The sequence below is a fragment of the Streptomyces sp. AM6-12 genome (genome assembly GCF_044327085.1).
GTDB lineage: Bacteria > Actinomycetota > Actinomycetes > Streptomycetales > Streptomycetaceae > Streptomyces.
In genome coordinates, this window is sequence record NZ_JBIQWN010000001.1 from 1,860,722 (window position 1) to 1,886,295 (window position 25,574).

Annotated in this window: 23 protein-coding genes and 1 riboswitch; of the genes, 6 read left to right on the forward strand and 17 right to left on the reverse strand. The window is 72.7% G+C overall.

Annotated features, from left to right (window positions below; all coding sequences use genetic code 11):
• Nucleotides 1-4 precede the first annotated feature (4 nt).
• From ACE4Q9_RS08310 to ACE4Q9_RS08325, 4 genes are all read right to left on the reverse strand, one after another.
• Nucleotides 5-919 carry a hypothetical protein gene (locus tag ACE4Q9_RS08310; protein ID WP_397983597.1) on the reverse strand — a complete coding sequence of 305 codons (915 nt, stop codon included), beginning with the start codon at nucleotides 917-919 and terminating at the stop codon, nucleotides 5-7.
• A gap of 13 nt (nucleotides 920-932) precedes the next feature.
• Nucleotides 933-1,229 (reverse strand): DUF4193 domain-containing protein, encoded by a 297-nt coding sequence (locus ACE4Q9_RS08315; protein WP_037654155.1) that lies wholly within the window; start codon nucleotides 1,227-1,229, stop codon nucleotides 933-935.
• 414 nt (nucleotides 1,230-1,643) lie between these two features.
• On the reverse strand, nucleotides 1,644-2,891 hold the full coding sequence (locus ACE4Q9_RS08320) for a sensor histidine kinase (protein WP_397983598.1): 1,248 nt from the start codon (nucleotides 2,889-2,891) through the stop codon (nucleotides 1,644-1,646).
• Nucleotides 2,892-2,897: 6 nt separating this feature from the next.
• A complete protein-coding gene (locus ACE4Q9_RS08325) occupies nucleotides 2,898-3,551 on the reverse strand; it encodes a response regulator transcription factor (RefSeq protein WP_111580853.1) in 654 nt (217 codons plus the stop codon).
• 409 nt (nucleotides 3,552-3,960) lie between these two features.
• Here ACE4Q9_RS08325 and ACE4Q9_RS08330 point away from each other — a divergent pair, with 409 nt between their 5' ends.
• A complete protein-coding gene (locus tag ACE4Q9_RS08330; protein WP_164932606.1) occupies nucleotides 3,961-4,134 on the forward strand; it encodes a hypothetical protein in 174 nt (57 codons plus the stop codon).
• 137 nt (nucleotides 4,135-4,271) lie between these two features.
• Here ACE4Q9_RS08330 and ACE4Q9_RS08335 read toward each other — a convergent pair whose 3' ends face one another.
• A complete protein-coding gene (locus tag ACE4Q9_RS08335; RefSeq protein ID WP_397983599.1) occupies nucleotides 4,272-5,087 on the reverse strand; it encodes an inositol monophosphatase family protein in 816 nt (271 codons plus the stop codon).
• Between the two features lie 8 nt (nucleotides 5,088-5,095).
• A complete protein-coding gene (locus tag ACE4Q9_RS08340) occupies nucleotides 5,096-6,223 on the reverse strand; it encodes a ferrochelatase (RefSeq protein WP_397983600.1) in 1,128 nt (375 codons plus the stop codon).
• Between the two features lie 171 nt (nucleotides 6,224-6,394).
• On the opposite strand from ACE4Q9_RS08340, the gene ACE4Q9_RS08345 reads away from it, so the two are divergent.
• Together ACE4Q9_RS08345 and ACE4Q9_RS08350 are read left to right on the forward strand one after the other, a co-directional pair.
• Nucleotides 6,395-7,645: an MFS transporter gene (locus ACE4Q9_RS08345; RefSeq protein WP_397983601.1), complete on the forward strand. Its 1,251-nt coding sequence runs from the start codon at nucleotides 6,395-6,397 to the stop codon at nucleotides 7,643-7,645.
• On the forward strand, nucleotides 7,593-8,924 hold the full coding sequence (locus ACE4Q9_RS08350) for a D-arabinono-1,4-lactone oxidase (RefSeq protein WP_397983602.1): 1,332 nt from the start codon (nucleotides 7,593-7,595) through the stop codon (nucleotides 8,922-8,924). Before ACE4Q9_RS08345 ends, ACE4Q9_RS08350 begins: the two co-directional genes overlap by 53 nt.
• Here the strand turns inward: ACE4Q9_RS08350 and ACE4Q9_RS08355 are convergent.
• The gene (locus tag ACE4Q9_RS08355; protein WP_397983603.1) at nucleotides 8,848-9,636 is read right to left on the reverse strand and encodes a hypothetical protein; all 789 of its coding nucleotides are present in this window, start codon (nucleotides 9,634-9,636) and stop codon (nucleotides 8,848-8,850) included. The two genes, ACE4Q9_RS08350 and ACE4Q9_RS08355, sit on opposite strands and share 77 nt — an antisense overlap.
• 479 nt (nucleotides 9,637-10,115) lie before the next feature.
• On the opposite strand from ACE4Q9_RS08355, the gene sepH reads away from it, so the two are divergent.
• A complete protein-coding gene (gene sepH, locus ACE4Q9_RS08360) occupies nucleotides 10,116-11,159 on the forward strand; it encodes a septation protein SepH (RefSeq protein ID WP_397983604.1) in 1,044 nt (347 codons plus the stop codon).
• A gap of 69 nt (nucleotides 11,160-11,228) precedes the next feature.
• On the opposite strand, the gene ACE4Q9_RS08365 is transcribed toward sepH, so the two are convergent.
• Nucleotides 11,229-12,080: a sulfurtransferase gene (locus ACE4Q9_RS08365; RefSeq protein WP_397983605.1), complete on the reverse strand. Its 852-nt coding sequence runs from the start codon at nucleotides 12,078-12,080 to the stop codon at nucleotides 11,229-11,231.
• Nucleotides 12,081-12,426: 346 nt separating this feature from the next.
• Between ACE4Q9_RS08365 and ACE4Q9_RS08370 the strand changes: the two genes are divergently transcribed.
• A complete protein-coding gene (locus tag ACE4Q9_RS08370; protein WP_397983606.1) occupies nucleotides 12,427-13,218 on the forward strand; it encodes a VOC family protein in 792 nt (263 codons plus the stop codon).
• A gap of 813 nt (nucleotides 13,219-14,031) precedes the next feature.
• On the opposite strand, the gene ACE4Q9_RS08375 is transcribed toward ACE4Q9_RS08370, so the two are convergent.
• The 5 genes from ACE4Q9_RS08375 to ACE4Q9_RS08395 all read right to left on the reverse strand — a co-directional run bounded on the left by ACE4Q9_RS08375 (nucleotide 14,032) and on the right by ACE4Q9_RS08395 (nucleotide 19,895).
• Nucleotides 14,032-14,682, reverse strand: a complete 651-nt coding sequence (locus ACE4Q9_RS08375) for a thymidine kinase (protein ID WP_397983607.1) — start codon at nucleotides 14,680-14,682, stop codon at nucleotides 14,032-14,034.
• A gap of 55 nt (nucleotides 14,683-14,737) precedes the next feature.
• Nucleotides 14,738-15,928 carry an alkaline phosphatase family protein gene (locus tag ACE4Q9_RS08380; RefSeq protein WP_397983608.1) on the reverse strand — a complete coding sequence of 397 codons (1,191 nt, stop codon included), beginning with the start codon at nucleotides 15,926-15,928 and terminating at the stop codon, nucleotides 14,738-14,740.
• Nucleotides 15,928-16,524, reverse strand: a complete 597-nt coding sequence (locus ACE4Q9_RS08385; protein WP_397983609.1) for a DUF5998 family protein — start codon at nucleotides 16,522-16,524, stop codon at nucleotides 15,928-15,930. Before ACE4Q9_RS08385 ends, ACE4Q9_RS08380 begins: the two co-directional genes overlap by 1 nt.
• 214 nt (nucleotides 16,525-16,738) lie before the next feature.
• Entirely contained in the window at nucleotides 16,739-16,957 is a 219-nt protein-coding gene (locus tag ACE4Q9_RS08390) for a hypothetical protein (protein WP_397983610.1), read from the reverse strand.
• A gap of 10 nt (nucleotides 16,958-16,967) precedes the next feature.
• On the reverse strand, nucleotides 16,968-19,895 hold the full coding sequence (locus ACE4Q9_RS08395; RefSeq protein ID WP_397983611.1) for a GNAT family N-acetyltransferase: 2,928 nt from the start codon (nucleotides 19,893-19,895) through the stop codon (nucleotides 16,968-16,970).
• Between the two features lie 145 nt (nucleotides 19,896-20,040).
• On the opposite strand from ACE4Q9_RS08395, the gene ACE4Q9_RS08400 reads away from it, so the two are divergent.
• Complete coding sequence (locus ACE4Q9_RS08400) at nucleotides 20,041-20,322, forward strand: HPr family phosphocarrier protein (protein WP_037654141.1); 282 nt, start codon at nucleotides 20,041-20,043, stop codon at nucleotides 20,320-20,322.
• A gap of 331 nt (nucleotides 20,323-20,653) precedes the next feature.
• Here ACE4Q9_RS08400 and ACE4Q9_RS08405 read toward each other — a convergent pair whose 3' ends face one another.
• The 4 genes from ACE4Q9_RS08405 to ACE4Q9_RS08420 form a co-directional block, all read right to left on the reverse strand.
• A complete protein-coding gene (locus tag ACE4Q9_RS08405) occupies nucleotides 20,654-21,340 on the reverse strand; it encodes a GntR family transcriptional regulator (RefSeq protein ID WP_397983612.1) in 687 nt (228 codons plus the stop codon).
• Between the two features lie 197 nt (nucleotides 21,341-21,537).
• Nucleotides 21,538-22,281 (reverse strand): M23 family metallopeptidase, encoded by a 744-nt coding sequence (locus ACE4Q9_RS08410; RefSeq protein WP_397983613.1) that lies wholly within the window; start codon nucleotides 22,279-22,281, stop codon nucleotides 21,538-21,540.
• Between the two features lie 13 nt (nucleotides 22,282-22,294).
• A riboswitch (cyclic di-AMP (ydaO/yuaA leader) is annotated at nucleotides 22,295-22,455 on the reverse strand.
• A 275-nt stretch (nucleotides 22,456-22,730) separates the two neighbouring features.
• Nucleotides 22,731-24,101 carry a M16 family metallopeptidase gene (locus tag ACE4Q9_RS08415; RefSeq protein ID WP_397987154.1) on the reverse strand — a complete coding sequence of 457 codons (1,371 nt, stop codon included), beginning with the start codon at nucleotides 24,099-24,101 and terminating at the stop codon, nucleotides 22,731-22,733.
• A gap of 17 nt (nucleotides 24,102-24,118) precedes the next feature.
• Nucleotides 24,119-25,513, reverse strand: a complete 1,395-nt coding sequence (locus ACE4Q9_RS08420) for a M16 family metallopeptidase (protein ID WP_397983614.1) — start codon at nucleotides 25,511-25,513, stop codon at nucleotides 24,119-24,121.
• Nucleotides 25,514-25,574 lie beyond the last annotated feature (61 nt).

A 25,574-nucleotide genomic window follows, 5' to 3' on the forward strand; every position in this document is an offset into this window, starting at 1 on the left:
CGGGTCAGGGGCCCTTGTGCGGACCGCGCAGTCTCAGGGGCTTGGCAGGCTGCTCCAGGGGCGGCAGCTGCTCCAGCTCCTCCCAGGGCACCTGGATCTTGCGCAGGTCGGCGCGGATGCGGGCGGCGAGTCTTCTGGTGTCCCGGCGGTTCAGGACCGCCCCGACCGCGGCGCCCACCATGAACGGCATCAGTGTGGGCATGTCCCGCACCATCCGCTTCATGATCTGCTGGCGCAGTTCGCGCTTCATGCGGCCGCCGAGGGCCGCGTCGTACGTCGACGGCTTCGTCACGTCGACGCCGCGCTCCCCCGACCAGGAGGACAGGTACGCGGTGCTGCGGACCTTGAGGTTGCCGGGCGGGCGGACGCCGTAGACCTCGTGCAGTTCCGCGATGAGTTTCAGTTCGACCGCCGCGACCCCGGTGATCTCCGTGGCCAGTTCGGTCGGCAGGGCGGGTGGCACGGGCAGCATCGCCGCCGCACCGACCCCGGCCCCGATGGTCGAGGTGCCGGCCGCGGCGCCCGCCACCAGCTTGTCGGCCAGCTCCTCGGGTCCGAGACCGGGGAACTGCCTGCGCAGGGTCGCGAGGTCGCGTACGGGCACCCGCGGGGCGATGTCGATGACACGGTCCGCGAGGTACGCCAGGCCCGCACGAGCGCGGTCGCCGCTCCTGCGGGCGCCTTCCCGGGCGACGGCCCGGGCCTTGCCGCCGATGACCCGTGCCTGTCGCCTGGCGATGGGCACGGGTCGCCGCTTGGGCGCCGGGTGGTCGGCCCGGTCCGCCGTCGGTTCGAGCGGGGCTCCCGCGTCCGGGGAGCCACGCTCGTCGTCACGCGCGCCGAGTGGGTCGTCGAGCGGCCCTTGGTCCGCTTTCCGCAGGGGGAAGCGGCGCTTCCGGGGAGGGGTCGAGCCAGTCATGGCCGACCCGTCCTCAGTCGCAGTCGCGGCAGATCGGCTGACCGTTCTTCTCGCGGGCCAGCTGGCTGCGGTGGTGCACCAGGAAGCAGCTCATGCAGGTGAACTCGTCCTGCTGCTTGGGCAGGACCCGGACGGCCAGCTCTTCGTTCGAGAGGTCCGCTCCGGGCAGTTCCAGGCCCTCGGCGGCCTCGAACTCGTCGACGTCCACCGCGGAGGTGGTCTTGTCGTTCCGTCGAGCCTTCAGCTCCTCCAGGCTGTCCGAGTCGACGTCATCGTCGGTCTTGCGTGGAGTGTCGTAGTCGGTTGCCATATCGCTCTCCCCCTCTGGGTGTCTGCGGTGTCTCCAGCGCACGTAACGCGTGAGAGGCCGGACTTGTGCCCGACCTGAGGCGGAGATTTTGCCTCACATCAAGGGCTGTTACTCAATCGACACCCAACCCGATCCCTCAAGAGTGATCGGCTTGGATGGCGGTGAGGACCGTACACGCTTCGAATACCGCACCTCAAAGGCGCCTCATCGTGTACTTCCCGTGATCAAGAGCCCTGAAAACCAGGACTTTTCAGGCTTTCTGTCCCCTGTCAGGATCACTGACAGTACATGGCCGGAAATCCGCCCATGTGATCGATCACACAGACACAAGCCCATTCGGCCTCTGGAAAATTCCGCGTGAAGCGAACATCTCCCGCGTGTGTCGGTGGTTCGGGTGACTGATCGGGCGGTGGATCACAGGGGAAGTGTCACACGCATCACGAGGCCACCGCCCTCACGGGGCCGCGCCACGATGTGTCCGCCGTGCGCCCTGGCCACGGACCGCACGATGGACAGCCCGAGGCCGACGCCCTTGTCGCTGCCCGTGCGCTCGGTGCGCAGCCGTCTGAAGGGCTCGAAGAGGTTGTCGATCTCGTACGCCGGCACCACCGGACCGGTGTTCGAGACGGTGAGCACCGCCTGTCCGTGCTGGATCTCGGTGTCCACCTCGACCCATCCCGCCTCGGCCACGTTGTACCGCACGGCGTTCTGTACGAGGTTCAGCGCGATCCGCTCCAGGAGCACGCCGTTTCCCTGCACCACGGCGGGTTCGCGCTCGCCGCGGATCTCCACGCCCTTGGCCTCCGCCTCGGTGCGCACCTGGTCGATGGCCTGGGAGGCGACCTCGGCCAGGTCGACCGGTTTGCGCTCCACGATCTGGTTGTCGCTGCGGGCGAGCAGCAGCAGGCCCTCCACCAGCTGCTCGCTGCGCTCATTGGTGGCCAGCAGGGTCTTGCCGAGCTGCTGGAGCTCCACCGGGGCGCCGGGATCGGAGAGGTGCACCTCCAGGAGCGTGCGGTTGATCGCGAGCGGGGTGCGCAGTTCGTGCGAGGCGTTGCCGACGAAGCGCTGCTGGGCGGTGAAGGCCCGCTGAAGACGCTCCAGCATCTCGTCGAAGGTGTCCGCCAGCTCCTTGAGCTCGTCGTCCGGGCCGTCCAGCTCGATCCGGCGGGACAGGTCGGAGCCGGCCACCGCGCGGGCGGTGCGGGTGATCCGGCCGAGCGGCGACAGCACCCGGCCGGCCATCGCGTACCCGAACGCGAAGGCGATCACGGCGAGGCCCAGCAGGGCCAGCAGGGAGCGGCTGAGCAGGTTGTCCAGCGCGGCCTGGCGCTGGTGGTCCACGCACCGGCTGATCGCGTCGTTGAAGTCCGCCAGCGGCAGGCTGGTGGTGTTGATCGCGGGGCAGTTGTCACTGGAGACCTTCAGCTCCTGGAAGCTGACGATCTTGAACAGCGGCTGGTTGCCGGTGCTGATGGCCTGCGCGGCGAGCAGGTAGATGATCGACAGCAGCAGGATGCCGGCGATCAGGAACATGCCGCCGTACAGCAGCGTGAGCCGTATGCGGATGGTGGGCCGCAGCCAGGGCAGGGGCGGCTGGGGGCGCCGGGGGTCCCAGGTGGGCTTGGGGGGCGCCTGCGGATGCGCGGGGGTCGTGGCCATCGCCGGTCAGATCCGGTAGCCGGAGCCGGGCACGGTGACGATCACGGGGGGCTCGCCGAGCTTGCGGCGCAGGGTCATGACCGTCACCCGGACCACGTTGGTGAACGGGTCGGTGTTCTCGTCCCAGGCCTTCTCCAGCAGCTGTTCCGCCGAGACGACCGCGCCCTCGCTGCGCATCAGGACCTCCAGGACCGCGAACTCCTTGGGCGCGAGCTGGACCTCCTTGCCGTCGCGGAACACCTCGCGGCGGTTGGGGTCCAGCTTGATGCCGGCGCGCTCCAGGACCGGCGGCAGGGGCATGCTGGTGCGGCGGCCGAGGGCGCGCACGCGGGCGATCAGCTCGCTGAACGCGAACGGCTTGGGCAGATAGTCGTCGGCCCCGATCTCCAGGCCCTCCACACGGTCGCTGACGTCACCGGAGGCGGTGAGCATGAGCACGCGGGTGGGCATGCCCAGCTCGACGATCTTGCGGCAGACGTCGTCGCCGTGCACGAGCGGGAGGTCGCGGTCGAGGACGACCACGTCGTAGTCGTTGACGCCGATGCGCTCCAGGGCGGCCGCACCGTCGTACACGACGTCGACGGCCATGGCCTCCCGGCGCAGTCCGGTGGCCACCGCATCGGCGAGCAACTGCTCGTCCTCGACGACGAGTACGCGCACGTCCCTTGTCCTTCCTGTGTCCACCCGCGTAGCGCTTCCGGGGCGCGGGCGCGGGCAGGGGTGTTCGTGGAGTGTGACCTCCATCCTGCCCTTTTCGGCCATAAGTCGGCTGTAAGCGGGGTCCGGGCGCAGGGACGGGCGGCCCGGAGCGGGAATACGAGATTTTCTCCGCCGCCGAGGTTTCCCGGATCGGGAGCGGGGGGAGGACGGGTTTACACCCCGCGATCACGCTCTGCATGTGCCGCAGCACCATGCGGTATCACGCGATCCGCTTGTGCAGGGCGGGCGCGGGTGTCCGGCACCGTAGCCGCCCGGCCGGGCGCGCCGGGCATCTGCGAGACGTGATCGTCCTTTCCCACGGCACACCCCCGTGCCACCGACCCACCGACCCAGGACGAGGGGGCGCAGCATGGACGCTTTCACCGCAGGACTCCTCCAGCGCATAAAGACGACCGAGTCCGACCTGTCGCGGGCCCGTGACGAGGGCGACGACTTCCTCGTGGAGGTGGAGCAGGCAGAGCTGGACGACCTGCGCCGCCTCGCCGCCGAACACGGCGTGGAGGTCGGCGCGACCCGCGTCTGATCCGCCCGGAGCCACAGGCTCCGATCCGCCCGAACGCACAGGCACGGCACCGGCACGCGAAAGGACCCCGGCGAATCCAGCGCCGGGGTCCTTTCGCGTCGTCCGGAGGACGCTCCGGAGCGCTCCGGGGGCGGCCGTCAGTCGTGCCAGGCGCCGAAGTCCTCCAGCAGCCCCTGGAGGGGCTCGAAGACGCCCGGCGTCCCCGCGACCGTCAGCTCCCGTGACGGGGCCTGTGCGGGCCGTCCACCGGTCATGGCGCCCGCCTCACGGGCGATGAGGTCCCCCGCCGCGTAGTCCCACGGGTTCAGTCCGCGCTCGTAGTAGCCGTCGAGCCGGCCGCAGGCCACGTCGCACAGGTCGATGGCCGCGGAGCCGCCCCGCCGGATGTCCCGGACCAGCGGGACGATCCGGGCGGCCACCTGGGCCTGGTGGGCCCGCACGTCGGTGACGTAGTTGAAGCCGGTGGAGACGAGCGCCTGGTCCAGCGGGGGCGCGGGGCGGCAGGCGAGCGCCCGTTCGCCCTCCCACGCGCCGGTGGCCCAGGCGCCGCCGCCGCGCACCGCGTGGTACGTCTCGCCGCGCATCGGGGCCGCGACGACCCCGGCGACGGTCTCGCCGTCCAGCTCGGCGGCGATGGACACCGCCCAGGTGGGCAGGCCGTAGAGGTAGTTCACGGTGCCGTCGAGCGGATCGATCACCCAGCGCACGCCGCTGGTGCCGGCGGCGGACGCGCCCTCCTCGCCGAGGAAGCCGTCGTCGGGGCGCTGCCCGGAGATCAGATCGGTGATCAGCTTCTCGGCCGCGATGTCCATCTCGGTGACGACGTCGATCGGGCTGGACTTGGTCCGTGCCACCGCGAGGTCGGCCGGGCGGCCGTCCCGCAGCAGCTCGCCGGCGCGGCGGGCGGCCTCCTGGGCCAGCCGCAGCAGGTCCTGGTGCAGGGCGTCGGTCACGGGTCTCCTCACGCGTAGGGGCTGTCGGCGCCGGCGGCGGCCGGGCGGGGCGTCCGGGCGGGGCAGCAGCCGACCGGGCAGAGGTGGTGGCTCGCGCCCAGGGTGCCCAGGGCGCACGGGGTGATGTCCTGGCCGCGCTCGACGGCTGCGCGCTCCAGGATCAGCTCGCGCACGGCGGCGGCGAACCGGGGGTCGGCGCCCACGGTGGCCGAGCGGCGCACCGGCAGGCCCAGCTCCCGCGCCTTGGCGGTGGCCTCGGTGTCGAGGTCGTACAGGACCTCCATGTGGTCGGAGACGAAGCCGATGGGGGCCATGACGACCGCCGGGACACCGGCCGCGTGCCGCTCCTCCAGGTGGTCGCAGATGTCGGGCTCCAGCCACGGGATGTGCGGGGCGCCGGAGCGGGACTGGTAGACGAGGCGCCAGGGGTGGTCCACGCCGGTGCGCTCGCGGACGGCGTCGGCGATCAGCTGGGCCACCTCCAGGTGCTCCTCGACGTAGGCGCCGCCCTCGCCGTGGGCCTCGACGGGGCCGGAGGTGTCGGCGGCGGCCGTGGGGATGGAGTGGGTGCTGAAGGCGATGTGGGCGCCGTCGCGGACGTCCTCGGGGAGGTCGGCGAGGGAGCGCAGCACGCCGTCGATCATGGGCTCGACGAAGCCGGGGTGGTTGAAGTAGTGCCGCAGCTTGCCGACCCTCGGCAGTTCCAGGCCCTCCGCCTGGAGGGTGGCCAGCGCGTCGGCGAGGTTCTCGCGGTACTGGCGGCAACCGGAGTAGGAGGCGTAGGCGCTGGTGGCGAGGACCAGGATGCGGCGGCGGCCGTCGGCCACCATCTCCCGCAGGGTGTCGGTCAGGTACGGCGCCCAGTTGCGGTTGCCCCAGTAGACCGGCAGATCGAGGCCGTGCTCGGCGAAGTCCTCGCGCAGGGCCTTCAGGAGGGCGCGGTTCTGGCCGTTGATGGGGCTGATTCCGCCGAACTGGAAGTAGTGCTGTCCGACTTCCTTCAGGCGTTCCTTCGGGATGCCGCGTCCGCGGGTGACGTTCTCCAGGAAGGGGACCACGTCGTCGGGGCCTTCGGGGCCGCCGAAGGAGAGCAGGAGCAGGGCGTCGTACGGGGTGGCATCGAGCGCGTCTGGCATGTCTCGATCCTGCCACCCGGTACCGAGGGCCCGGCAACCGCGGGATGAAGAGTCGAGATCCAGCGGGTTTATACCGGATTTTCCCCAGCCGAAACCGAGTGCACTTAGGTTCCCCTAACTCGTAAGCTGTATCCACCGCATTCGCGCCTTACGGACCGCCTCGGAGACCACGTGCCCAGCCCCTACAGAGCCCTCTTCGACGTGCCCGGCACCAGGGCCTTCTCGGCCGCGGGGCTCCTCGGCCGGATGCCGCTGTCCATGATGGGCATCGGCGTCGTCACGATGATCTCCCAGCTCACCGGGCGCTACGGGCTCGCGGGCGCGCTGTCGGCCACCATCGCGCTGTCCGCCGCTGTGCTCGGACCCCAGGTCTCCCGGCTGGTGGACCGGCACGGGCAGAGCCGGGTGCTGCGCCCGGCCACCCTGGTGGCGCTCGCCGCGGCCGCCGGGCTGCTGCTGGCCGCGCACTTCCGGTGGCCGGACTGGGTGCTGTTCGCCTGCGCCGCCGGGATCGGCGCGGTGCCGAGCCTGGGCGCGATGATCCGGGCCCGCTGGGCCGCCCTGTACCGGGGCACGCCCAAGCTGCACACCGCCTACTCGTTCGAGTCGGTCATGGACGAGATCTGCTTCGTCTTCGGGCCGATCATCTCCATCGGCCTGTGCACGATCTGGTTCCCGGAGGCCGGCCCCCTGCTCGCCGCCGTCTTCCTGGCGGCCGGCGTGTGCTGGCTGACCGCCCAGCGCGCCACCGGGCCGGAGCCGCATCCGGGCGAGCGGCACGGCGGGGGCACCGCGCTGCGCTCGCCGGGGCTCCAGGTGCTGGTGGCGACCTTCGTGGCGACCGGTGCGATCTTCGGCTCGGTGGACGTGGTCACGGTGGCCTTCGCCGACGAACGCGGCCACAAGGGCACCGCGAGCGTGGTGCTCGCCCTGTACGCGGCCGGTTCCTGTCTGGCCGGCGCGGTCTTCGGGCTGCTGCGGCTCTCCGGGTCGGCGGAGCGCCGCTGGCTCCTGGGCGTGGCCGCCATGGCCGTGAGTATGATCCCCCTCCTACTGGTCGGAAACCTGCCGCTTCTGGCCGTGGCGCTGTTCGTTGCGGGGCTGTCCATCGCACCGACGATGATCACGACGATGTCCCTCATCGAAAAGCACGTACCTCGCGCGCAGCTCACCGAGGGCATGACCTGGGTGAGCACCGGCCTCGCGGTCGGCGTGGCGCTCGGTTCCTCGCTGGCCGGCTCGGTGATCGACGCCGCCGGGGCGCGCGCCGGGTACGGGGTCCCGGTGCTCTCCGGGGCCGTCGCGGTCGTGGTCGGTTTCCTCGGGTACCGCCGGCTGCGCAGGCCGGTCGCGGGTCGGGGAGGAACCGTTGAGCAGCACGGCGAACGGGAAGACGAGCGGCGCGAACGGCACATGGCGTAACTGGGGCGGGAACATCGCGGCCCGGCCCGCCCGGCAGGTCGCGCCGGCCTCGGTCGGGGAACTGGCGGCGGCGGTGCGCCGGGCGCGGGAGGACGGGCTGGCGGTGAAGGCCGTCGGCACCGGGCACTCCTTCACCTCGATCGCGGCCACCGACGGTCTGTCGATACGCCCTCAACTCTTGACCGGTATACGCACCATCGACCGGGATGCCATGACGGTCACGGTCGAGGCGGGCACCCCGCTCAAGCGACTCAATGCGGCGCTGGCGCGCGAGGGTCTGTCGCTCACCAACATGGGCGACATCATGGAGCAGACGGTCTCCGGGGCGACCAGCACTGGCACGCATGGCACGGGCCACGACTCCGCCTCCCTCGCCGCCCAGATCAAGGGCCTCGAACTCGTCACGGCGGACGGCTCGGTGCTCACCTGCTCCGCTACGGAGCACCCGGAGGTCTTCGCCGCCGCCCGGCTGGGGCTCGGCGCGCTCGGCATCGTCACCGCGATCACCTTCGCCGTGGAGCCGCTGTTCCTGCTCACGGCGCGCGAGGAGCCCATGTCCCTGGACCGGGTCCTGGCCGAGTTCGATCAACTCTGGGCGGAGAACGAGCACTTCGAGTTCTACTGGTTCCCGCACACCGGCAACACCAACACCAAGCGCAACAACCGCAGCGCGGGCCCCGAGCGGCCCCTCGGGCAGTTGTCCGGCTGGTTCGAGGACGAGTTCCTCTCCAACGGCCTCTTCCAGGTGACCCAGTGGGTCGGCCGGGCGGCGCCCGCGAGCATCCCCGGCATCGCGAAGGTCTCCAGCAGGGTGCTGTCCGCGCGGACGTACACCGACATCCCGTACAAGGTCTTCACCTCGCCGCGCCGGGTGCGGTTCGTGGAGATGGAGTACGCCGTGCCGCGCGCGGCCCTGGTGGAGACGCTGCGCGAGCTGAAGGCCATGGTGGAGCGCTCGGGCCTGCGCGTCAGCTTCCCGGTGGAGGTGCGCACCGCACCGGCCGACGACATCACCCTGTCCACCGCCTCGGGCCGGGACAGCGCCTACATCGCGGTCCACATGTACCGGGGCACGCCGTACCAGTCGTACTTCACCGCCGCCGAGCGCGTCTTCACCGCGCACGAGGGCCGACCGCACTGGGGGAAGGTGCACACGCGGGACGCGGAATACCTCGCGCGGGTGTATCCGCGGTTCGCCGAGTTCACGGCGTTGCGGGACCGTCTGGACCCGGAACGTCTGTTCCGGAACGACTACTTGCGGAGGGTGCTGGGGTCGTAGCCGCCCCGGCGGAGCCGCTGGGCGTCGGGGCCGGGGAGGCCTGGTCCCCGCCGTCCTTCCCGTCGGGCGAGGTGCTCGGGGCGGGCGACGAGGAGCCCCCCGTACCGCCGCCGGAGCCGGTGCCGGTGCCAGTGCCGGTGCCCGAGCTGGCCGCCGGGTCCGTGCCGGCGCCCGGAGCCGGGGCGCCGCCGTCGGACGAGTCGCCTGCGCCCGGGGAGGTGTGCGGGGGGAGCCGGCCAGGGTCGTCCGTCCGGTGGACGCCGGAGCCCCGGCCGCCGACGGCGTCGCCGACCGTCGTACCGGTACCGCCGCTGAAGCTGCTGCCGGACACCAGTTCGTACGTCGTGATGCCGCCCATCGTCACCCCGAACACGAGAGCGGCCGCGACCAGCGGACGCCGCCAGCTCTTGACCCGCGCGCGGTAGACGGTGCCGGCGGAGAACTCGCCCTCGGCGGACGGGTCCTGCGCCGGGGACGCGGCGGCCGGTTTCTTCACCACCCGCAACTGCTCCCCGGTCCGCCGGAAGAAGTGCTGGAAGAGAGAGCCGCCGCAGGTGGCGATCACGCTGACGACACCGGCGCCGAGGATCGTGCCGTACACGCCGAAGGAGGAGGCCAGCTTCGCCGCGATGACGGCCGCGAGGGCGCTGCCGGCCACCTGCGCGACGCTCAGGTCGATCCGCTTCCGCTGCGCATCGGGTGTTTCGCGCATACCCGGAACTTGCCTGCCTTTCCCGTACTTGATCGACATCGGGGTACTGATCGCATGGGATAGGGACGTATGCGCGAAACCGATAGTTCCGTTTCCGGGGATTGCGTGAACTTCGCCACGTTCATGATCCACAAAACCGGTTGCGCGCGGCTCGGAGTCATCCCTTGCCGGAAGTTGGGCGGCGCGCCAATCCACGCACGTGGCCCGAATGGAGTACTGTTGCGAGCCCTGGGTCCGGCCTCCCACCAGGGTGTCCGCGGCCACCAAGGACCGCCGGGAGGGGCTAGTTGCACAGGGTGACGGACTTGGTCACTTAGCGTGGCGAACTGGTAACCGTGCCATAACGGCGACCCAGGGCCCGCGCCCGACACGCCGGGCAACTCGGCAAGGTTGTGGCAGGCTGCACCCGGGCAGGCCACACTCGACTAGCGGAAGCAGCGACGCACGTGACGTCGGCAGGCACCACCCGGGAGGTCCCCATGCCCGAACTGCGTGTCGTGGCCGTCTCGAATGACGGCACACGGCTGGTGCTGAAGGCTGCCGACTCTACGGAGTACACGCTTCCGATCGACGAGCGGCTGCGCGCCGCCGTGCGCGGAGACCGGCCGCGTCTCGGCCAGATCGAGATCGAGGTCGAGAGCCATCTGCGCCCCCGTGACATCCAGGCGAGGATACGAGCCGGTGCCACCGCGGAAGAAGTCGCACAGCTCGCGGGCATCCCCGTCGACCGGGTGCGGCGCTTCGAGGGGCCGGTGCTGGCCGAGCGCGCCTTCATGGCCGAGCGGGCCCGCAAGACCCCCGTCCGCCGCCCCGGCGAGAACTCGGGACCGCTGCTCGGCGAGGCCGTCCAGGAACGGCTGTTGCTGCGCGGCGCCGAGAAGGACACCGTGCAGTGGGACTCCTGGCGCCGCGACGACGGCACCTGGGAGGTGCTGCTCGTCTACCGGGTCGCGGGCGAACCGCACTCGGCGAGCTGGACGTACGACCCGCCCCGGCGGCTGGTCCAGGCCGTGGACGACGAGGCGCGCTCGCTGATCGGCGAGTCCGACGACCTCGCCGTACCGGAGCCGAGCTTCCCGTTCGTCCCGCGCATCGCCCGGCTGCCGCGCGAACGCTCGATGGACCGCGCCTTCGACCGGCAGACCGACCGCGAGCGGCCGAGCCTGCCCGCGCAGTCGGCCGAGCCCGCCGAGGAGACCGCCGGCGAACGGGACTCGCTGACCAGCCTGTTGGAGGCGGTGCCGTCCTTCCGCGGCGACATGGTGGTGCCGGAGCGCTCCCCGGAGAGCCCGGACGAGCCCGACGAGGAGGCCGCGGTGGAGGAGCCGCCGGCGCCCGCCGCCTCGGCCGGTTCGGCCTACGCGGATGTCCTCATGCCCCGCTCGGTCAGCAGCCACCGCGACCGGCTGACCGGCGCCACGGACCGCCAGGCCGAGGCCGACGGAGTGCGCCCCGGCCGCCGCGCGGCCGTCCCGAGCTGGGACGAGATCGTGTTCGGCACCCGCCGCAAGAAGCAGGAGTAAACCGTCGCACGACGCCAAGAGGGGCGGGACACCCAGGTGTTCCGCCCCTCTCCTGCGCCGCCCTGGCGGCTACTGCGGGTCGGCGCCCACCGCCACCGGCCGGGAGGGGTCCGCGGACCACTCCGACCACGAACCCACGTACAGGGCCGCCGGGATGCCCGCCACCGCGAGGGCCAGGACCTCATGGGCTCCGGACACGCCCGAGCCGCAGTAGACGCCCACCGGCGCGTCGGAGGAGACCCCGAGGGCCTTGAAGCGGTCCTTCAGCTCGACCGCGGGCAGGAAGCGGCCGTCGGGGCCCACGTTCTCCGTGGTCGGCGCCGAGACCGCGCCGGGGATGTGGCCGCCGACCCGGTCCACGGGCTCCACCTCGCCCCGGTACCGCTCCCCCGCGCGGGCGTCCAGCAGCACACCCGTGCGGGCCAGTTCGGCGGCTCCGTCCGCGTCCAGCAGACCGTCCGGGGCCGGCGCCGGCACGAAGTCGCCCTCGGCCGGATCGGGCACCTCGGTGGACAACTCCCCCGTCCAGGACGGCAACCCGCCGTCGAGGACCCGCACGTCCGGGTGACCCGTCCAGTGCAGCATCCACCACGCGCGGGCGGCGGCCCAGCCCTGCCCGCCGTCGTACACGACGACCGGACGGCTCGCCGACACGCCCGCGCGGCGCATCGCGGCGCCGAACTCGGCGAGGTCCGGCAGCGGATGGCGGCCGTGCTCGCCCGGCGCCCCGGCCAACTCCCGGTCCAGATCGACGAAGACCGCGCCCGGGATGTGCCCGGCCGCGTACTCGGCCCGGCCGTCGAAGGGCGGAGCGCCCGCCGCCTTCGCCAGGCTCAACTGCCAGCGTACGTCCAGCAGGACTGGGGGCGCCTCGCCGGCGAGCGCCTCGGCGAGTTCGGGTGCGGTGATGATGACTGTCATGCCGCCATGCATACGCCAGGGGTGGCCACGGCGTCCAGGTGCGGCTACTCTGCTCGGCCGGGCAGGCTCGATCACGAGCCGTAGGGGATCGAGCACACGCCGTACACCCGGCGAACATCCGTCGGACCTCCGTCGGACATCGTCAGAAAGCGGCGAAAGACGTCAGCCCAGGCATTCTTCCGGAAGACACCGCCGATCCGGCGGCGCGGCGACACGACAGGGCCGTGCGACCGTGGAGGATGCGGACACACCGGTACGGGCGTACGCGCCGGCGGCGTGCACACACCTGCCGGAGAAGCGGAAGCGACACGGCCACCGCACAAGGGGGCCGGGGAGAGAGTGATCGATGACCGAGGCACGGGAGTCGGCCGGTCCGCAGGCGCTGCGCGCGCCCGGCACACCCTGCTGGGTGAGTCTGATGGCGCACCGGCTCACCGCCACCGAGGAGTTCTACGGAGAGCTGTTCGGCTGGGAGTTCCGGCCGGGCCCGCAGCAGCTCGGGCCGTACGTGCGGGCGTTGCTCGACGGGCGCGAGGTGGCCGGCATGGGCCAGCTGCCGCCGGAGAACCTGCTGCCGATCGCCTGGACGCCCTATCTCGCCTCGGCCGACGTGGACCGCACGGCCGAGGCGGTACGGCTGTGCGGGGGCACCGTGGCGGTCGGCCCGCTGGACGCGGCCGAGGCCGGGCGGCTGGCCATCGCGGCGGACCCCTCGGGCGCGGTGTTCGGCATCTGGCAGGCGCCCGCGCATCTCGCCCCGGCGGTCACCGGGGTGCCGGGCGCACCCGCGTGGAACGAGCTGCTGACGTTTGAGACGGAGAGCGTCGCCAAGTTCTACGCGAGTGTGTTCGGGTACGAGACGGAGCCCGTGGTGTCCGCCGGGTTCGACTACGTGACCCTGCGCGTCGGCGGGCGCCCGGTGGCCGGACTGCACGGCGTGGGCCACGGGCTGCCGCGGGACCGGGGGCCGTACTGGGCGACCTATTTCGAGGTGGCCGACATCGCGGAGACACTGCGTCAGGTGACGGGCCTCGGCGGCCTGATCCTCCGCCCGGCCCATGAGGGCCCGCACGGACGGGTGGCCACGGTGGCGGACCCGGAGGGTGCGGTGTTTTCGTTGCTCCAGGAACCACACTGAGCGCCGCGCCGCTGGCCGCTGAGCTGCTGAGTTGCTGAGCGCCGGATGCTGGGCCCCGGCTCGCGCCGAGCGCTGCGGGAGGTTCGGCGAGTGATGGGGGCTCGGCGAGCGGTCGGGCGGCCCGGCGAGTGATGGGGGCTCGGCAAGTGGTTGGGAGGCCCAGAGGCAGGCTGGGAGGCCCGGCGAGCGGTGGGGCCCCGGCGACTGGTCGGAAGGCCCGGCCGCTCCCAACTCACGCCAAGCGCTGCGGGAGAACCGGCGACCAGTCGGGGGGCTTGGCGAACGGTCGCGACGCCCGGCGGCAGGCCGGGAGGTCCGGCGAGCGGTGGGGGCTCCAGCGAATGGTCGGGAGGCATGGCGGCAGGCCGGGAGGCCCGGCGAACGGTAGGGAGGCCCGGCCACTCCCGGCTCGCGCCAAGCACTGCGGGAGACCCGGCGACCGGTCGGAGACTCGGCGAACGGTCGGGAGACCAGGCGAGCGGTTGGGGCCCCGGCGAGCCGGCGGGAGATGTGGTGGCAGGCCGGGAGGCCCGGCGAGTGGTCGAGAGGCCCGGCCGCTCCCAACTCGCGCCAAGCGCTGCGGGAGACCCGGCGACCGGTCGGGGGCTCGGCGAACGGTCGGGACGTCCGGCGGCAGGCCGGGAGGCCCAACGAGCGGCTGGGGCCCCGGCGAGCCGGCGGGAGACGTGGCGGCAGGCCAGGGTCGAACGGTCGGGACGTCCGGCAGCAGGCCGGGAGGCCCGGAGAACGGCTGGGCCCCGGCGAGCCGGCGGGAGGCGGGGCGGCAGGCCAGGAGACCGGCGAACGGTGGGGTCAGGGGGAGGAGACGGGGAGGACGTCCGGGGACAGGGCCGCCGCGCGGGCCGTCGCGGCGGTCATGCGGCGCCGGTGGTGGCGGCGGCACAACACCTCGTAACCGACCTCGTCCGCCGCCTGGTTGACGTCCCCGACGACGACCTGGGCACCCTCGACCACCATCTGGCCACCGACCGTACGGGCGTTGTGCGTGGCGCGGGCGCCGCACCAGCACAGCGCCTCCACCTGGAGCACCTCGATGCGGTCGGCCAGCTCCACCAGCCGCTGCGAGCCGGGAAAGAGCTTGGAGCGGAAGTCGGTGGTGATACCGAAGGCGAAGACGTCCACCCCGAGGTCGTCCACCACGCGCGCCAGCTGGTCGATCTGCACCGGCGCGAGGAACTGCGCCTCGTCCGCGATCACATAGTCGATCCGGCCGCCCTGCGAGAGGTGGTCCACGATGTACACGTAGAGGTCCTGGGCGTCGGCGACCTCCACCGCATCGGTGACCAGGCCGAGACGCGAGGACAGCTTGCCCGCGCCCGCGCGGTCGTTGCGGGTGAATATCATCCCGGCCAGGCCCCGCGCGGAGCGGTTGTGCTCGATCTGGAGAGCCAGCGTCGACTTCCCGCAGTCCATCGTTCCGGAGAAGAACACCAGCTCGGGCATGAGGAGTTGAGCACCTTTCGGTGAGGGGGCGGATGAGGCGGAGAGGGGCGGCGGGTCAGGAACGTACTTCGAGCAGCGGGACCAACTGCTCCACGGGCGTCATCGAACCGTGGTTGCCGACCAGCGCGGACTCCTTGGGCTCCCGCTCGGAGGCGATGATCAGGACGTCGTCGCACGCGGCCGCGATCACATCGCCGAGCCGGTCGTACACCCGCTCATCCACATGCGGCCCGAACCAGCCGGCCTCGATCGCCTCGTCGCGCGAGGCCACCCAGAACTGCTCGCCGAGCACCTCGCGCCAGCAGGTCAGCACGTCGCTCCGGGCGCCCGGCACCGCGTACACATGGCGGGCCCGGCCCTCGCCGCCCAGCAGGGCGACCCCGGCGCTCAGTTCCCAGTCCGTGTCGAAGTCGAAGCGGTGCTCCTCGTCGAACGGCACGTCGATCATGCCGTGGTCGGCGGTCACGTAGAGCGCGCTGCGCGGGGGCAGCTGCTCGGCGAGGCGCTGGGCGAGCCGGTCGACGCACATCAGCTGGCCGCGCCAGGTGTCGGAGGCGACGCCGTAGCGGTGGCCCGCGCCGTCCAGTTCGGCGTAGTACGTGTACACCAGCGAGCGGTCCCCGGCGGCCAGTTGCTCGGCCGCGAGGTCCATCCGCTCCTCGCCGGACAGCCTGCCGTGGAAGGTGCCGCCGCTGAGCGCGACCTTGGTGAGCGGCGTGTGCTGAAACGTCGGCGAGGAGACCTGGGCCGCGTGCACCCCGGCGGCGTGGGCCAGCTGGAAGACGGTGGGGTACGGCTGCCAGCGGCCCGGATCGGTGTACGGCTGCCAGCGGAGCTGGTTCATCAGCGCGCCGGTGGCCGGGTCGCGGACCGTGTAGCCGGGCAGGCCGTGGGCGCCGGGGGGCAGGCCGGTGCCGACGGAGGCGAGGGAGGTCGCGGTGGTCGCCGGGTAGCCGGCGGTGAGCGGCCGGCCGGTGCCGCCGCGCGAGCTGCCGAGCAGCGAGGTGAGGAAGGGCGCCTCGTCGGGGTGGGCGCGCAGCTGCTCCCAGCCGAGGCCGTCGACCAGGAAGACGCAGGCCCGGTCGACCGGGGCCAGCTCCGTGATCGCCGCGGTGGTACCGGGGACGCCCATGCCCGCGGCGAGGGTGGGGAGCAGGTCGGCGAGGGAGCCGGTGCCGTACTCGGGCAGCGGTGCGCCGGACAGGGCGAGGGGTTCCGGGTGGCCCCAGGCGGAGAGCTGGGACATCAGCGGTCGAGGTCCGCGGTCGCCTCGGAAAGGGCCTGTGCGAAGGCGAGCGCCTCGCGCACCGTCTCGGGGCCGTCGCCGGCCTCGCTGACGCGCAGGCTGAGGTCGTCCGCCGTGGAGTTGCCCGTGTAGCCGTGGTCGGCGTCGCAGTTGGGGTCGCCGCAGGCGGCGGGCTCCAGGTCGATCCGGCTGACCGCGCCCCAGCCGATGGTCAGCACGACCTCGCGGGGCAGGGTGCCCGGTGTGTACTGCTCGGGGTTGGCGACCACCCGGCTGAGCACGACGGACGAGATCCGGCCGAGCTTCACGGACTCGGTGGAGGTAGTGGCGTACGGCGTCGGGGAGGTGCCGTCGGCGGCCTGCTCGTCGGTGTGGCTGACGATGAAGCGGTTGGCGGTGAGGACCAGGACGGTCACATGGCGGCGCACCTCGTTCTGGTCGAACGTGGTCTCCTGGTGGACCAGGTACGACCGGATGGGCTCGCCGCCCACGGCGGCCTCCACCGCCTCGGCCACGAGGGCCGGGTAGTAGCCGCTGCGCTCGATCGCCGCTCGCAGCCCCTGGGTCGTCGTACTGGTCTTGGCCATGGCGTCCATCCTAGTGCGTGGACGGGGGCACTCCGGGCCAACGGGGCGTGCGGTGGGAGGGGGGCCGGAGTGTCTCCCGGTCAGGTGCCTTCCCGCTTCTCGGGACGCGGCCCGTGCCGGATCTCCACCCGCTCGACGGCGATCAGACAGGACACGGGTTCGATTCCACCGGCGTCCGCCTCGAACGCGACGAGCACGGGGGGCGCCTGCCCGAGGGACCGGATCAGGCGGCCGGTCTCGTCGGGGGTGGGGGGGGACGGAAGACGGGGTCCTGGAAGGCGAGCGGGCAGGATACGAGGCCGGGGGCGACGAAGACGACTTCCAGGGCGTGGTGGTACGTGAGGTCGTACCCGGCGGCCAGGCGCAGCGCCCCGGCGTCCCAGCCCCGCACCTCCCAGTCCCACCAGCTGCCCTCGGGGAGTCGGTGGCCGGCGATCTCCATGGGGGCGCGCTCAGTAGGCCGGCATGGTGCGCGGGCCGTGGTCGTCGCGGGCGGGCGGGGGTGCGAGCCGTACGGTCGCGCCGAGGACGCTCGCGCCGTGCGGGGCCACGACGACCGGTTCCAGGGTGACGGCGACCACCTCGGGGTGGTCGTCGACCAGGCGGGAGACCCGCAGCAGCAGCTCCTCCAGGGCGGGGGAGTCCACGGGGGTGGAGCCGCGCCAGCCGAACAGCAGGGGCGCGGTGCGGATCGCGCGCACCAGCGAGGTCGCCTCCCGGTCGGTGACCGGGATCAGCCGGTGCGCCGTGTCGTCCAGCAGCTGGGAGGCCGCGCCGGCGAGCCCGAAGGACAGCACGGCCCCGGCCGCCGGGTCGATCACGGCGCGTACGACGGTGTCGACGCCTCGGGGCGCCATCCCCTGCACCACCGGCCGGATCTCCTCCGGCTTGCCGAACAGCTCGGTCAACTCCGCGTACACCCGCCGCAGTTGGTCCTCGTCCGCCAGGTCCAGGCGGACGCCGCCCAGGTCGGCGCGGTGCCGCAGGTGGGGGGCGGTCGCCTTCAGGGCCACGGGGTAGCCGAGGGCACGGGCGGCGTCGGCGGCGGCGTCGGGGGTGGGCGCGGGAAGCGCGCGGCGCACCCGGATGCCGTACTTCGCGAGCAGTTCGCAGGTCTGCGCGTCCGAGATGGTGAGCCCCTCGCCGCGCTCCAACAACTCCCCGATCAGCCGCGCGGCGCCCTTCTCGTCGATGTCCTCGTACTCCGGCACCCGTCCGGGCTCGGCCGCCTCCCGCCGCCACTGCCCGTACCGGACCGCCTCGGCGAGCGCGCGTACGGCGCGTTCGGCGGCGGGGTAGGCGGGGATGAGGCGGGTGCCTTCGGGGGGCGTCGGGGGTGCGGGGGGCGGGGTGGTGCCTGCCGACTCCGCGGTGGGTGCCCTTTCCGCTCCCGCGGTGGACAGCTTTCCCGCTCCCGCGGTGGGCGGCTTCTCCTCACCCGCGGTGCCCGCGGTGCCCGCGGTGCCGGCGGTGACCTCGACGCTGAGGGCCCTGTCCGCGGCCTGTGGTGCCGTACTCGCCGCCGCCGACAACGCCTCAGCCAGCCCGCCCAGCTCCACATGCACCACCAGCACCGGCTTCCCCGGCACCCGGGCGGCGGCCGACCGCAGCGCCTCCGCCAGCTCAGCGTCTCCCGGCGACGCCTCCCCGATCGCGGGTATCGCCGTCACCACGACGGAGTCGTTCGTCTCGTCGGCCAGCGCCGCGCTCAGTGCCCGGTGGAAGTCCTCCGGCGTCGCCCCGGTCGTCAGGTCGAGCGGCCGCGACGGGCGCAGCCCCTCCGCGATGCACCGGTCGTACGTCAGCACGCCAAGGGACTCGGAGTTCCCGAGGATCGCCACCCTGGGCCCGGCGGGCAGCGGCTGCCGGGCGAGCAGCAGTCCGGCGTCGACCAGCTCCGTGATGGTGTCCACCCGGATGACCCCGGCCTGCCGCAGCAGCGCGGAGACCGTCGCGTGCGGCAGCCGCGTGGCGCGCACCGCGTGGCCCTGCGGTGCGGTGCCCGTCCCCTGCACCACGACCAACGGCTTCGCCGCCGCCGTCCGCCGGGCGAGCCGGGTGAACTTGCGCGGGTTGCCGATGCTCTCCAGGTACATGAGGACGACGTCGGTGTCCGGGTCCTCGTACCAGTACTGGAGGACGTCGTTGCCGGACACGTCCGCCCGGTTGCCCGCGGAGACGAACGTGGAGACGCCGGTGACCCCGGTGACACCGCCGCCGCGCCGGTGCAGCCGGGACAGCAGGGCGATGCCGATGGCGCCGGACTGGGCGAACATGCCGATGCGGCCGGGGCGCGGCATCTCGGGGGCGAGGGAGGCGTTCAGCCGTACGTCCGGGGCGGTGTTGATGACGCCGAACGCGTTGGGCCCGATGATCCGCATGCCGTACGCCCGTGCCTGCTGCACGAGCGCCCGCTGCCGCTCCTTGCCCTCGGGGCCGCTCTCGGCGTACCCGGCGCTGAGCACCACGATCCCCTGGACGCCGTGTTCCCCGCACTCGGCGACCACCGCGGGCACGTGCTCGGCCGGTACGGCGACGACGGCGAGGTCCACCGGGGCGCCGACGTCCCGCACACAGCGGTAGGCGGCCACCCCGTCGACCTCGGCGAGGTCTGCGGGGAACGCCCTGTTCACGGCGTACAGCCGGCCCGCGTACCCGGCGTCGCGGATGTTGGCCAGAACGCCGCGGCCGACCCCGCCGAGCGCGCGGCCGACGCCGATGACCGCGACGGAGCCGGGCGCGAGCAGCCGCTGCACCGAGCGCGCCTCGGCCCGCTGCTCGCGCGCGTGCTGCACGGCGAGGGCGCGGTCGGTGGGTTCGAGGTCCAGCTCCAGGCGTACGACGCCGTCCTCGAAGCTGCGCTTCTGGGTGTACCCGGCGTCCGTGAACACCTTGATCATCTTGGTGTTGGCGGGCAGCACCTCGGCGGCGAAGCGGCGGATGCCCCGCTCGCGGGCGACAGCCGCGATGTGTTCGAGGAGGGCGGAGGCGACCCCCCGGCCCTGGTGGGCGTCCTGCACCAGGAAGGCGACCTCGGCCTCGTCGGCGGGACCGGACGCGGGCGCGCCGCCTGCCCCTATGCGGTCGTAGCGCACCGTCGCGATGAACTCGCCGCCCACGGTGGCCGCGAGGCCCACCCGGTCCACGAAGTCGTGGTGCGTGAAGCGGTGGACGTCCTTGGCGGACAGCCGGGGGTAAGGGGCGAAGAAGCGGTAGTACTTGGACTCGTCCGAGACCTGCTCGTAGAAGTGGACCAGGCGGTCGGCGTCGTCGACGGTGATGGGCCGGATGCGGGCGGTGCCTCCGTCCCGCAGCACCACGTCCGCCTCCCAGTGCGCCGGGTACTCGTACCGGCCCTGCGGTTCCGCCGAGGTTCGCATGGGGCCCAGCGTACGGCTCGCGTCCGACAACGGCGCGGGGCAGTCTGTGGAGCACGGCGGAGGGGGTGCGCAGCCCCTCTTCTGGCACGCTTCACGATATGGAACACTGGTCTAGACAACCCTGAACAGTGAAGGGCAGCAACACATGGCTGAGCGCCGCGTCAACGTCGGCTGGGCCGAGGGTCTTCACGCCCGCCCCGCCTCCATCTTCGTCCGGGCCGCCACGGCCGCAGGCATCCCGGTGACGATCTGCAAGGCCGGCGGCACCCCGGTCAACGCGGCCTCCATGCTGGGCGTTCTGGGCCTGGGCGCCCAGGGCGGCGAGGAGATCGTGCTCGCCTCCGACGCCGAGGGCGCGGACGCCGCCCTGGACCGGCTGGCCAAGCTGGTCGCCGAGGGCCTGGAGGAGCTGCCCGAGACGGTCTGAGCGGCCTGGGCGGCGAGTGGCCTGAGCCGTCCGGGGCGGGCCGGGACCGGGCTGACTCCAGGACAGTCCGGGCCGCAGCCGGGCCGGGAAGTCCGGGCCGCAGCCGGGCCGGTTAGTCCGGGCTCTGTACGGGCCGTGTCCGGGTCCGAGAAGTCCGGGCCGGATTCGTGAAGCCGCGTCATCCCTCAGCGGGTGGCGCGGCTTCCGTGTTTTCCGGGCGTCGTCGTATCGGCCACGCCGGGAATTCCGGGTGGGCCGCCTCCAGGAATTCAGGGCGCCCGGAAATACACGCTCGCCGAATATTCCCACCACTTTGTATACGGCACCCGTGTTAATTCCACGCACCGGACATGTTTACGGCATGTTGCGAAGCCCGCGCACGCGCCGCGGCCCCGGGCAGCCGCAGCCGGTGCGCCGCCGTCGCCCGCTCCGTGTGCAGCGCGGTCACCGCGCGGGCGCGCTCACTGTCGCCGCGCGCCACCGCGTCCACGATCGCGCCGTGCTCGGCCCAGGTGCCGGGCGCGTCCGGCGGCGCGTCCACCGTGTACATCCAGGCGATCTTGTGGCGCAGCTGCACGAGTGCCGAGGTCAGCGAGGGGCTGCCGCAGGACTGGGCCAGCGTCTCGTGGAACCAGCCGTCCAGGGCGCGCAGGTCCTCGCTGCCGCCCCTCCTGGCACGCTCCTGGCCCAGCCGGACCAGGCCGCGCAGCACCTTCAGATGGGCCTCGCTGCGGCGCCGGGCGGCCCGCGCGGCGCCGAGCGGCTCCAGGAGCAGCCGCATCTCCAGCAGGTCGGCCGCCTCCTGCTCGGTCGGTTCGGCCACGCAGGCGCCCGCGTGCCGGCGCGTCACCACGAAGCCCTCCGCCTCCAGGGTGCGCAGGGCCTCGCGCACGGGGACGCGCGAGACGCCGTAGCGGCGGGCGAGCACCTCCTCGGTGAGCCGGCTCCCGCGTTCGAGGGCGCCTGCGACGATATCGTCCCGGATCGCCGTGCACACCGATTGCGCCGGAATACGCATGACCGACCTCCGCCTTAATGCCCGCGACACGACGCCGACGACGAACGCGTGTTTTCCGTGACTCTATTCCACCGGGCCGCAATTTCCGACGGCGGGCCTCGATCCATGGATATCTTTTGGACAGGGCCGGGCGAGAACGTCCGGGAAAGGCGAAAGCCCCGGCCGGGTGGGCGGGGCTTTCGGTGCCGTGCGGTCGGTCAGACGTTCACGCCGTGGCCGCGCAGGTACGCGATGGGGTCGACGTCAGAGCCGTAGCCGGGGCCGGTGCGCGCCTCGAAGTGCAGATGGGGGCCGGTGACGTTGCCGGTCGCGCCGGACAGGGCGATCTGCTGGCCCGCGGTGACCTGCTGGCCCACCGTGACCCCGATGGACGACAGATGGCCGTACTGGGTGTACATGCCATCGGCCATGCGGAGCACGATCTGGTTGCCGTACGCCCCGCCCCAGCCGGTGGAGACGACCGTGCCGGCGCCGACCGCGTGCACGGGGGTGCCGGTCATCGCGTGGAAGTCGATACCGGTGTGGGAGCCGGAGGACCACAGGGAGCTGCTCGCCTTGTAGCCGGTGGACACGTAGGAGTGCGCGATCGGGGCGACGAAGGCGTTCAGCCGCTTGCGCTCGGCCTCGCGGGCGGCGCGTGCCCTGGCCTCGTGGGCCTCCTTCGCGCGCACGGCGGCGGCTTTCTCGGCCGCCTCGTGCTCGGCGATCCGCTGCTGGGCGACGGCCTGGGCGTCGATGTGCTCGGCGAGGTCGTCGCTCGCGGTGAGCACCGGGGTGAGGCCGGTCTGCTCGACGGGGGTCTCGGCGGCGAGCGCCGGGGACGCGGCGAGGGTGCCGATGACACCGGTGGTGGTCAGGGCCACGACACCGGCCGCCTGGGCGGTGGTGCGCTTGACCCGGCCGGGCTTGCGGTGCTTCCCGGTGGCGCATGCGAACGCCATGTGCGTGGCTGTTCCTTTCCTTCCCTCTCGCCTACCGGGTTAGCTGACGGGTTCGGAGCAGGAAGGTCTCCTACGGGCCCGGCGCTCGCGCGCGGACGGGCCCGATTCACCCCAGGGACAGGTGGGTCCCCGGCTCCCCTGGCTCGCGCCTCGGGGACTCGGCGATGGCTGTCCGGTGCCGCGGCTGCGGCGCACTGCCCGACGGACAACCCGGACGACGCTAAGCGGACCGGCCGCCAATCCTCAAACAGAAGGCGGCTTTTGTAGCGCATCCCACAGGGCAGACAGGAAACCTCCCCCCTAATCCGGACATCTTGGGAAGGGAGTGGAACGAAGTGGGCCCTGACGACCCGTAGGCCATCAGGGCCCCATCGCCGTCAGGGCCACCCCCTGTCGGGGCCTGATCCGCTGCCCGGGCACCGCCCCCAGGGGGCTGCCCTCGCGGGTGGTTACTCCGCCGCCACCACGGTGACCGCGCCGATGCCCAGCGCCTCGACCGGCGCCTTGATCTGGGACGCGTCACCCACGAGAACCGTCACCAGGCGGTCCACCGGGAAGGCGTTGACGACCGCCGCGGTGGCCTCCACGGTGCCCGTCGCGGCCAACTGCCGGTAGAGCGTCGCCTGGAAGTCGTCGGGAAGGTGCTGCTCCACCTGGTCGGCGAGCGTGCCCGCGACGGCCGCCGCGGTCTCGTACTTCAGCGGCGCGACCCCGACGAGGTTCTGCACGGCGACGTCCCGCTCGGCGTCGGTCAGGCCCTCCGCCGCGAGGGTGCGCAGCACCTTCCACAGGTCGTCCAGCGCCGGACCGGTGTTGGGGGTGTCCACGGAGCCGCTGATGGCCAGCATGGAGGCACCGTTGCCGTCGGGTCCGGAGCGGAGCACCTGCCCGAACGCGCGCACCCCGTAGGTGTAGCCCTTCTCCTCGCGCAGCACGCGGTCCAGGCGGGAGGTGAGGGTGCCGCCGAGGCAGTAGGTGCCGAGCACCTGGGCGGGCCACATCCGGTCGTGCCGGTCCGGGCCGACGCGGCCGATGAGCAGTTGCGTCTGGACGGCGCCGGGCCGGTCCACGATGACGACACGCCCGGTGTCGTCGGCCGTCACGGCGGGCACCGGGCGGGGCGTGCCCGGCGTGCCGGTCCAGGCGCCCAGGGTCTCGCCGAGCAGGGCTGCCAGGTCGATGCCGGTGAGGTCGCCGACCACGACCGCGGTGGCGGTGGCGGGGCGCACATGGCGGTCGTAGAAGGCGCGTACGGCGGCCGCGTCGATCTTCTCGACCGTCTCCTCGGTGCCCTGGCGCGGCCGGGACATGCGCGCGGTGGCCGGGAACAGCTCCTTGGAGAGTTCCTTGGCGGCCCGGCGGGCGGGGCTGGCCAGCTCGTGCGGGATCTCGTCCAGGCGGTTGCGGACCAGCCGCTCGACTTCATTCTCGGCGAAGGCGGGAGCACGCAGCGCGTCGGCGACCAGGCCGAGGCCCTTGGCCAGGCGCGAGGCGGGGACCTCCAGGCTGATCCGGACGCCGGGGTGGTCGGCGTGCGCGTCCAGGGTGGCGCCCGCGCGCTCCAGCTCGGCGGCGAACTCCTCGGCGGAGTGCTTGTCGGTGCCCTCGGAGAAGGCGCGCGCCATGATGGTGGCGACGCCGTCCAGGCCGGCCGGCTCGGCGTCCAGGGGGGCGTCCAGGAGCACCTCGACGGCGACGACCTGCTGGCCGGGTCGGTGGCAGCGCAGCACGGTCAGGCCGTTGTCGAGCGCGCCGCGCTCGGGGGCCGGGAAGGCCCACGGCTTCGCTGCGCCGGCCTGCGGCTGAGGGTGGAAGTCCATGGTGGCGAGCTGCTCGGTCACTTGGCCGTCTCCTCGTTCTCGTTTCCGGCCTCTACGGTGGCCTCCGACTCCGGGTCCTCGGGCAGATCGGCGTCCTCGACGGCCTGCGGGGACTTCGGCTCGTAGACCAGGACCGCGCGGTTGTCGGGGCGCAGCCGGGCCTTGGCGACCTCCCTGACCTCCTCGGGGGTGACCTCCAGGATGCGCTGCACGGCGTTCAGGGCGAGCTGCGGATCGCCGAACAGGACGGCGTAGCGGCACAGTTCGTCGGCGCGGCCGGCGACGGTGCCGAGCCGGTCCAGCCATTCGCGCTCCAACTGGGCCTGGGCGCGCTCCATCTCCTCCGCGGTGGGGCCCTCCTCGGCGAACCGGGCCAGCTCCTCGTCGATGGCCCGCTCGATGACCGGCACCTCGACGTCGCCGGAAGTCTTCACGTCCAGCCAGCCCATGGAGGGCGCGCCGGCCAGGCGCAGCAGCCCGAAGCCGGCCGCGACGGCCGTACGGTCGCGCCGCACCAGCCGGTTGTACAGCCGGGAGGACTCGCCGCCGCCGAGGACGGTCAGGGCGAGGTCGGCCGCGTCGCACACGCGCGTGCCGTCCTGCGGCAGCCGGTAGGCGGCCATGAGGGCGCGCGCCGGGACCTCCTCCACGACGACCTCGCGTAGCTCCTCGCCGATGACGTCCGGCAGGGAGCCGTCACGGGGCGCGGGCTTGCCGTCGTGGGCCGGAATGGAGCCGAAGTACTTCTCGATCCAGGCGAGGGTCTGCTCGGGGTCGATGTCGCCGACCACGGAGAGCACCGCGTTGTTCGGCGCGTAGTAGGTGCGGAAGAACTGGCGGGCGTCCTCCAGGGTGGCCGCGTCCAGGTCCGCCATGGAGCCGATCGGCGTGTGGTGGTACGGGTGGCCCTCGGGGTACGACAGGGCGGTCAGCTTCTCGAAGGCGGTGCCGTAGGGGACGTTGTCGTAGCGCTGGCGGCGCTCGTTCTTGACGACGTCGCGCTGGTTCTCCATGGACTCGTCGTCCAGGGCGGTCAGCAGCGAACCCATGCGGTCGGCCTCCAGCCAGAGCGCGAGCTCCAGCTGGTGGGCGGGCATGGTCTCGAAGTAGTTGGTGCGCTCGAAGCTGGTGGTGCCGTTGAGCGAGCCGCCGGCGCCCTGCACCAGCTCGAAGTGGCCGTTGCCCTTGACCTGCCCGGAACCCTGGAACATCAGGTGCTCGAAAAGGTGGGCCAGGCCGGTGCGCCCCTTGACCTCGTGGCGGGAGCCGACGTCGTACCAGAGGCAGACCGCCGCCACGGGGGTCAGGTGGTCCTCGGAGAGCACCACGCGCAGACCGTTGGCCAGGCGATGCTCGGTCGCTGTCAGGCCCCCGGAGCCTGCCTCGGCTGTGGTCGTGTGACCCATGGGCATGTACGTCCCTTCGCGAGCGGAGGCGGTCGTGAAACCGCGGTTTTCCTGCCGTTCCTGCCAC

Excerpts from the sequence above, each read along its gene's own strand:
- ACE4Q9_RS08390 (WP_397983610.1), bottom strand. The coding sequence starts at position 16,957 with ATGGAGATCGCCGGCCACCGACTCCCCGAGGGCAGCTGGTGGGACTGG.
- ACE4Q9_RS08405 (WP_397983612.1), bottom strand. The coding sequence starts at position 21,340 with ATGCGTATTCCGGCGCAATCGGTGTGCACGGCGATCCGGGACGATATC.
- ACE4Q9_RS08330 (WP_164932606.1), top strand. The coding sequence starts at position 3,961 with ATGGACGCTTTCACCGCAGGACTCCTCCAGCGCATAAAGACGACCGAG.
- ACE4Q9_RS08420 (WP_397983614.1), bottom strand. The coding sequence starts at position 25,513 with ATGCCCATGGGTCACACGACCACAGCCGAGGCAGGCTCCGGGGGCCTG.
- ACE4Q9_RS08400 (WP_037654141.1), top strand. The coding sequence starts at position 20,041 with ATGGCTGAGCGCCGCGTCAACGTCGGCTGGGCCGAGGGTCTTCACGCC.
- ACE4Q9_RS08370 (WP_397983606.1), top strand. The coding sequence starts at position 12,427 with ATGACCGAGGCACGGGAGTCGGCCGGTCCGCAGGCGCTGCGCGCGCCC.
- ACE4Q9_RS08320 (WP_397983598.1), bottom strand. The coding sequence starts at position 2,891 with ATGGCCACGACCCCCGCGCATCCGCAGGCGCCCCCCAAGCCCACCTGG.
- ACE4Q9_RS08385 (WP_397983609.1), bottom strand. The coding sequence starts at position 16,524 with ATGGACGCCATGGCCAAGACCAGTACGACGACCCAGGGGCTGCGAGCG.
- ACE4Q9_RS08310 (WP_397983597.1), bottom strand. The coding sequence starts at position 919 with ATGACTGGCTCGACCCCTCCCCGGAAGCGCCGCTTCCCCCTGCGGAAA.
- ACE4Q9_RS08355 (WP_397983603.1), bottom strand. The coding sequence starts at position 9,636 with ATGCGCGAAACACCCGATGCGCAGCGGAAGCGGATCGACCTGAGCGTC.
- ACE4Q9_RS08415 (WP_397987154.1), bottom strand. The coding sequence starts at position 24,101 with ATGGACTTCCACCCTCAGCCGCAGGCCGGCGCAGCGAAGCCGTGGGCC.
- ACE4Q9_RS08380 (WP_397983608.1), bottom strand. The coding sequence starts at position 15,928 with ATGTCCCAGCTCTCCGCCTGGGGCCACCCGGAACCCCTCGCCCTGTCC.
- ACE4Q9_RS08375 (WP_397983607.1), bottom strand. The coding sequence starts at position 14,682 with ATGCCCGAGCTGGTGTTCTTCTCCGGAACGATGGACTGCGGGAAGTCG.
- ACE4Q9_RS08340 (WP_397983600.1), bottom strand. The coding sequence starts at position 6,223 with ATGCCAGACGCGCTCGATGCCACCCCGTACGACGCCCTGCTCCTGCTC.
- ACE4Q9_RS08315 (WP_037654155.1), bottom strand. The coding sequence starts at position 1,229 with ATGGCAACCGACTACGACACTCCACGCAAGACCGACGATGACGTCGAC.
- ACE4Q9_RS08395 (WP_397983611.1), bottom strand. The coding sequence starts at position 19,895 with ATGCGAACCTCGGCGGAACCGCAGGGCCGGTACGAGTACCCGGCGCAC.
- sepH (WP_397983604.1), top strand. The coding sequence starts at position 10,116 with ATGCCCGAACTGCGTGTCGTGGCCGTCTCGAATGACGGCACACGGCTG.
- ACE4Q9_RS08410 (WP_397983613.1), bottom strand. The coding sequence starts at position 22,281 with ATGGCGTTCGCATGCGCCACCGGGAAGCACCGCAAGCCCGGCCGGGTC.
- ACE4Q9_RS08365 (WP_397983605.1), bottom strand. The coding sequence starts at position 12,080 with ATGACAGTCATCATCACCGCACCCGAACTCGCCGAGGCGCTCGCCGGC.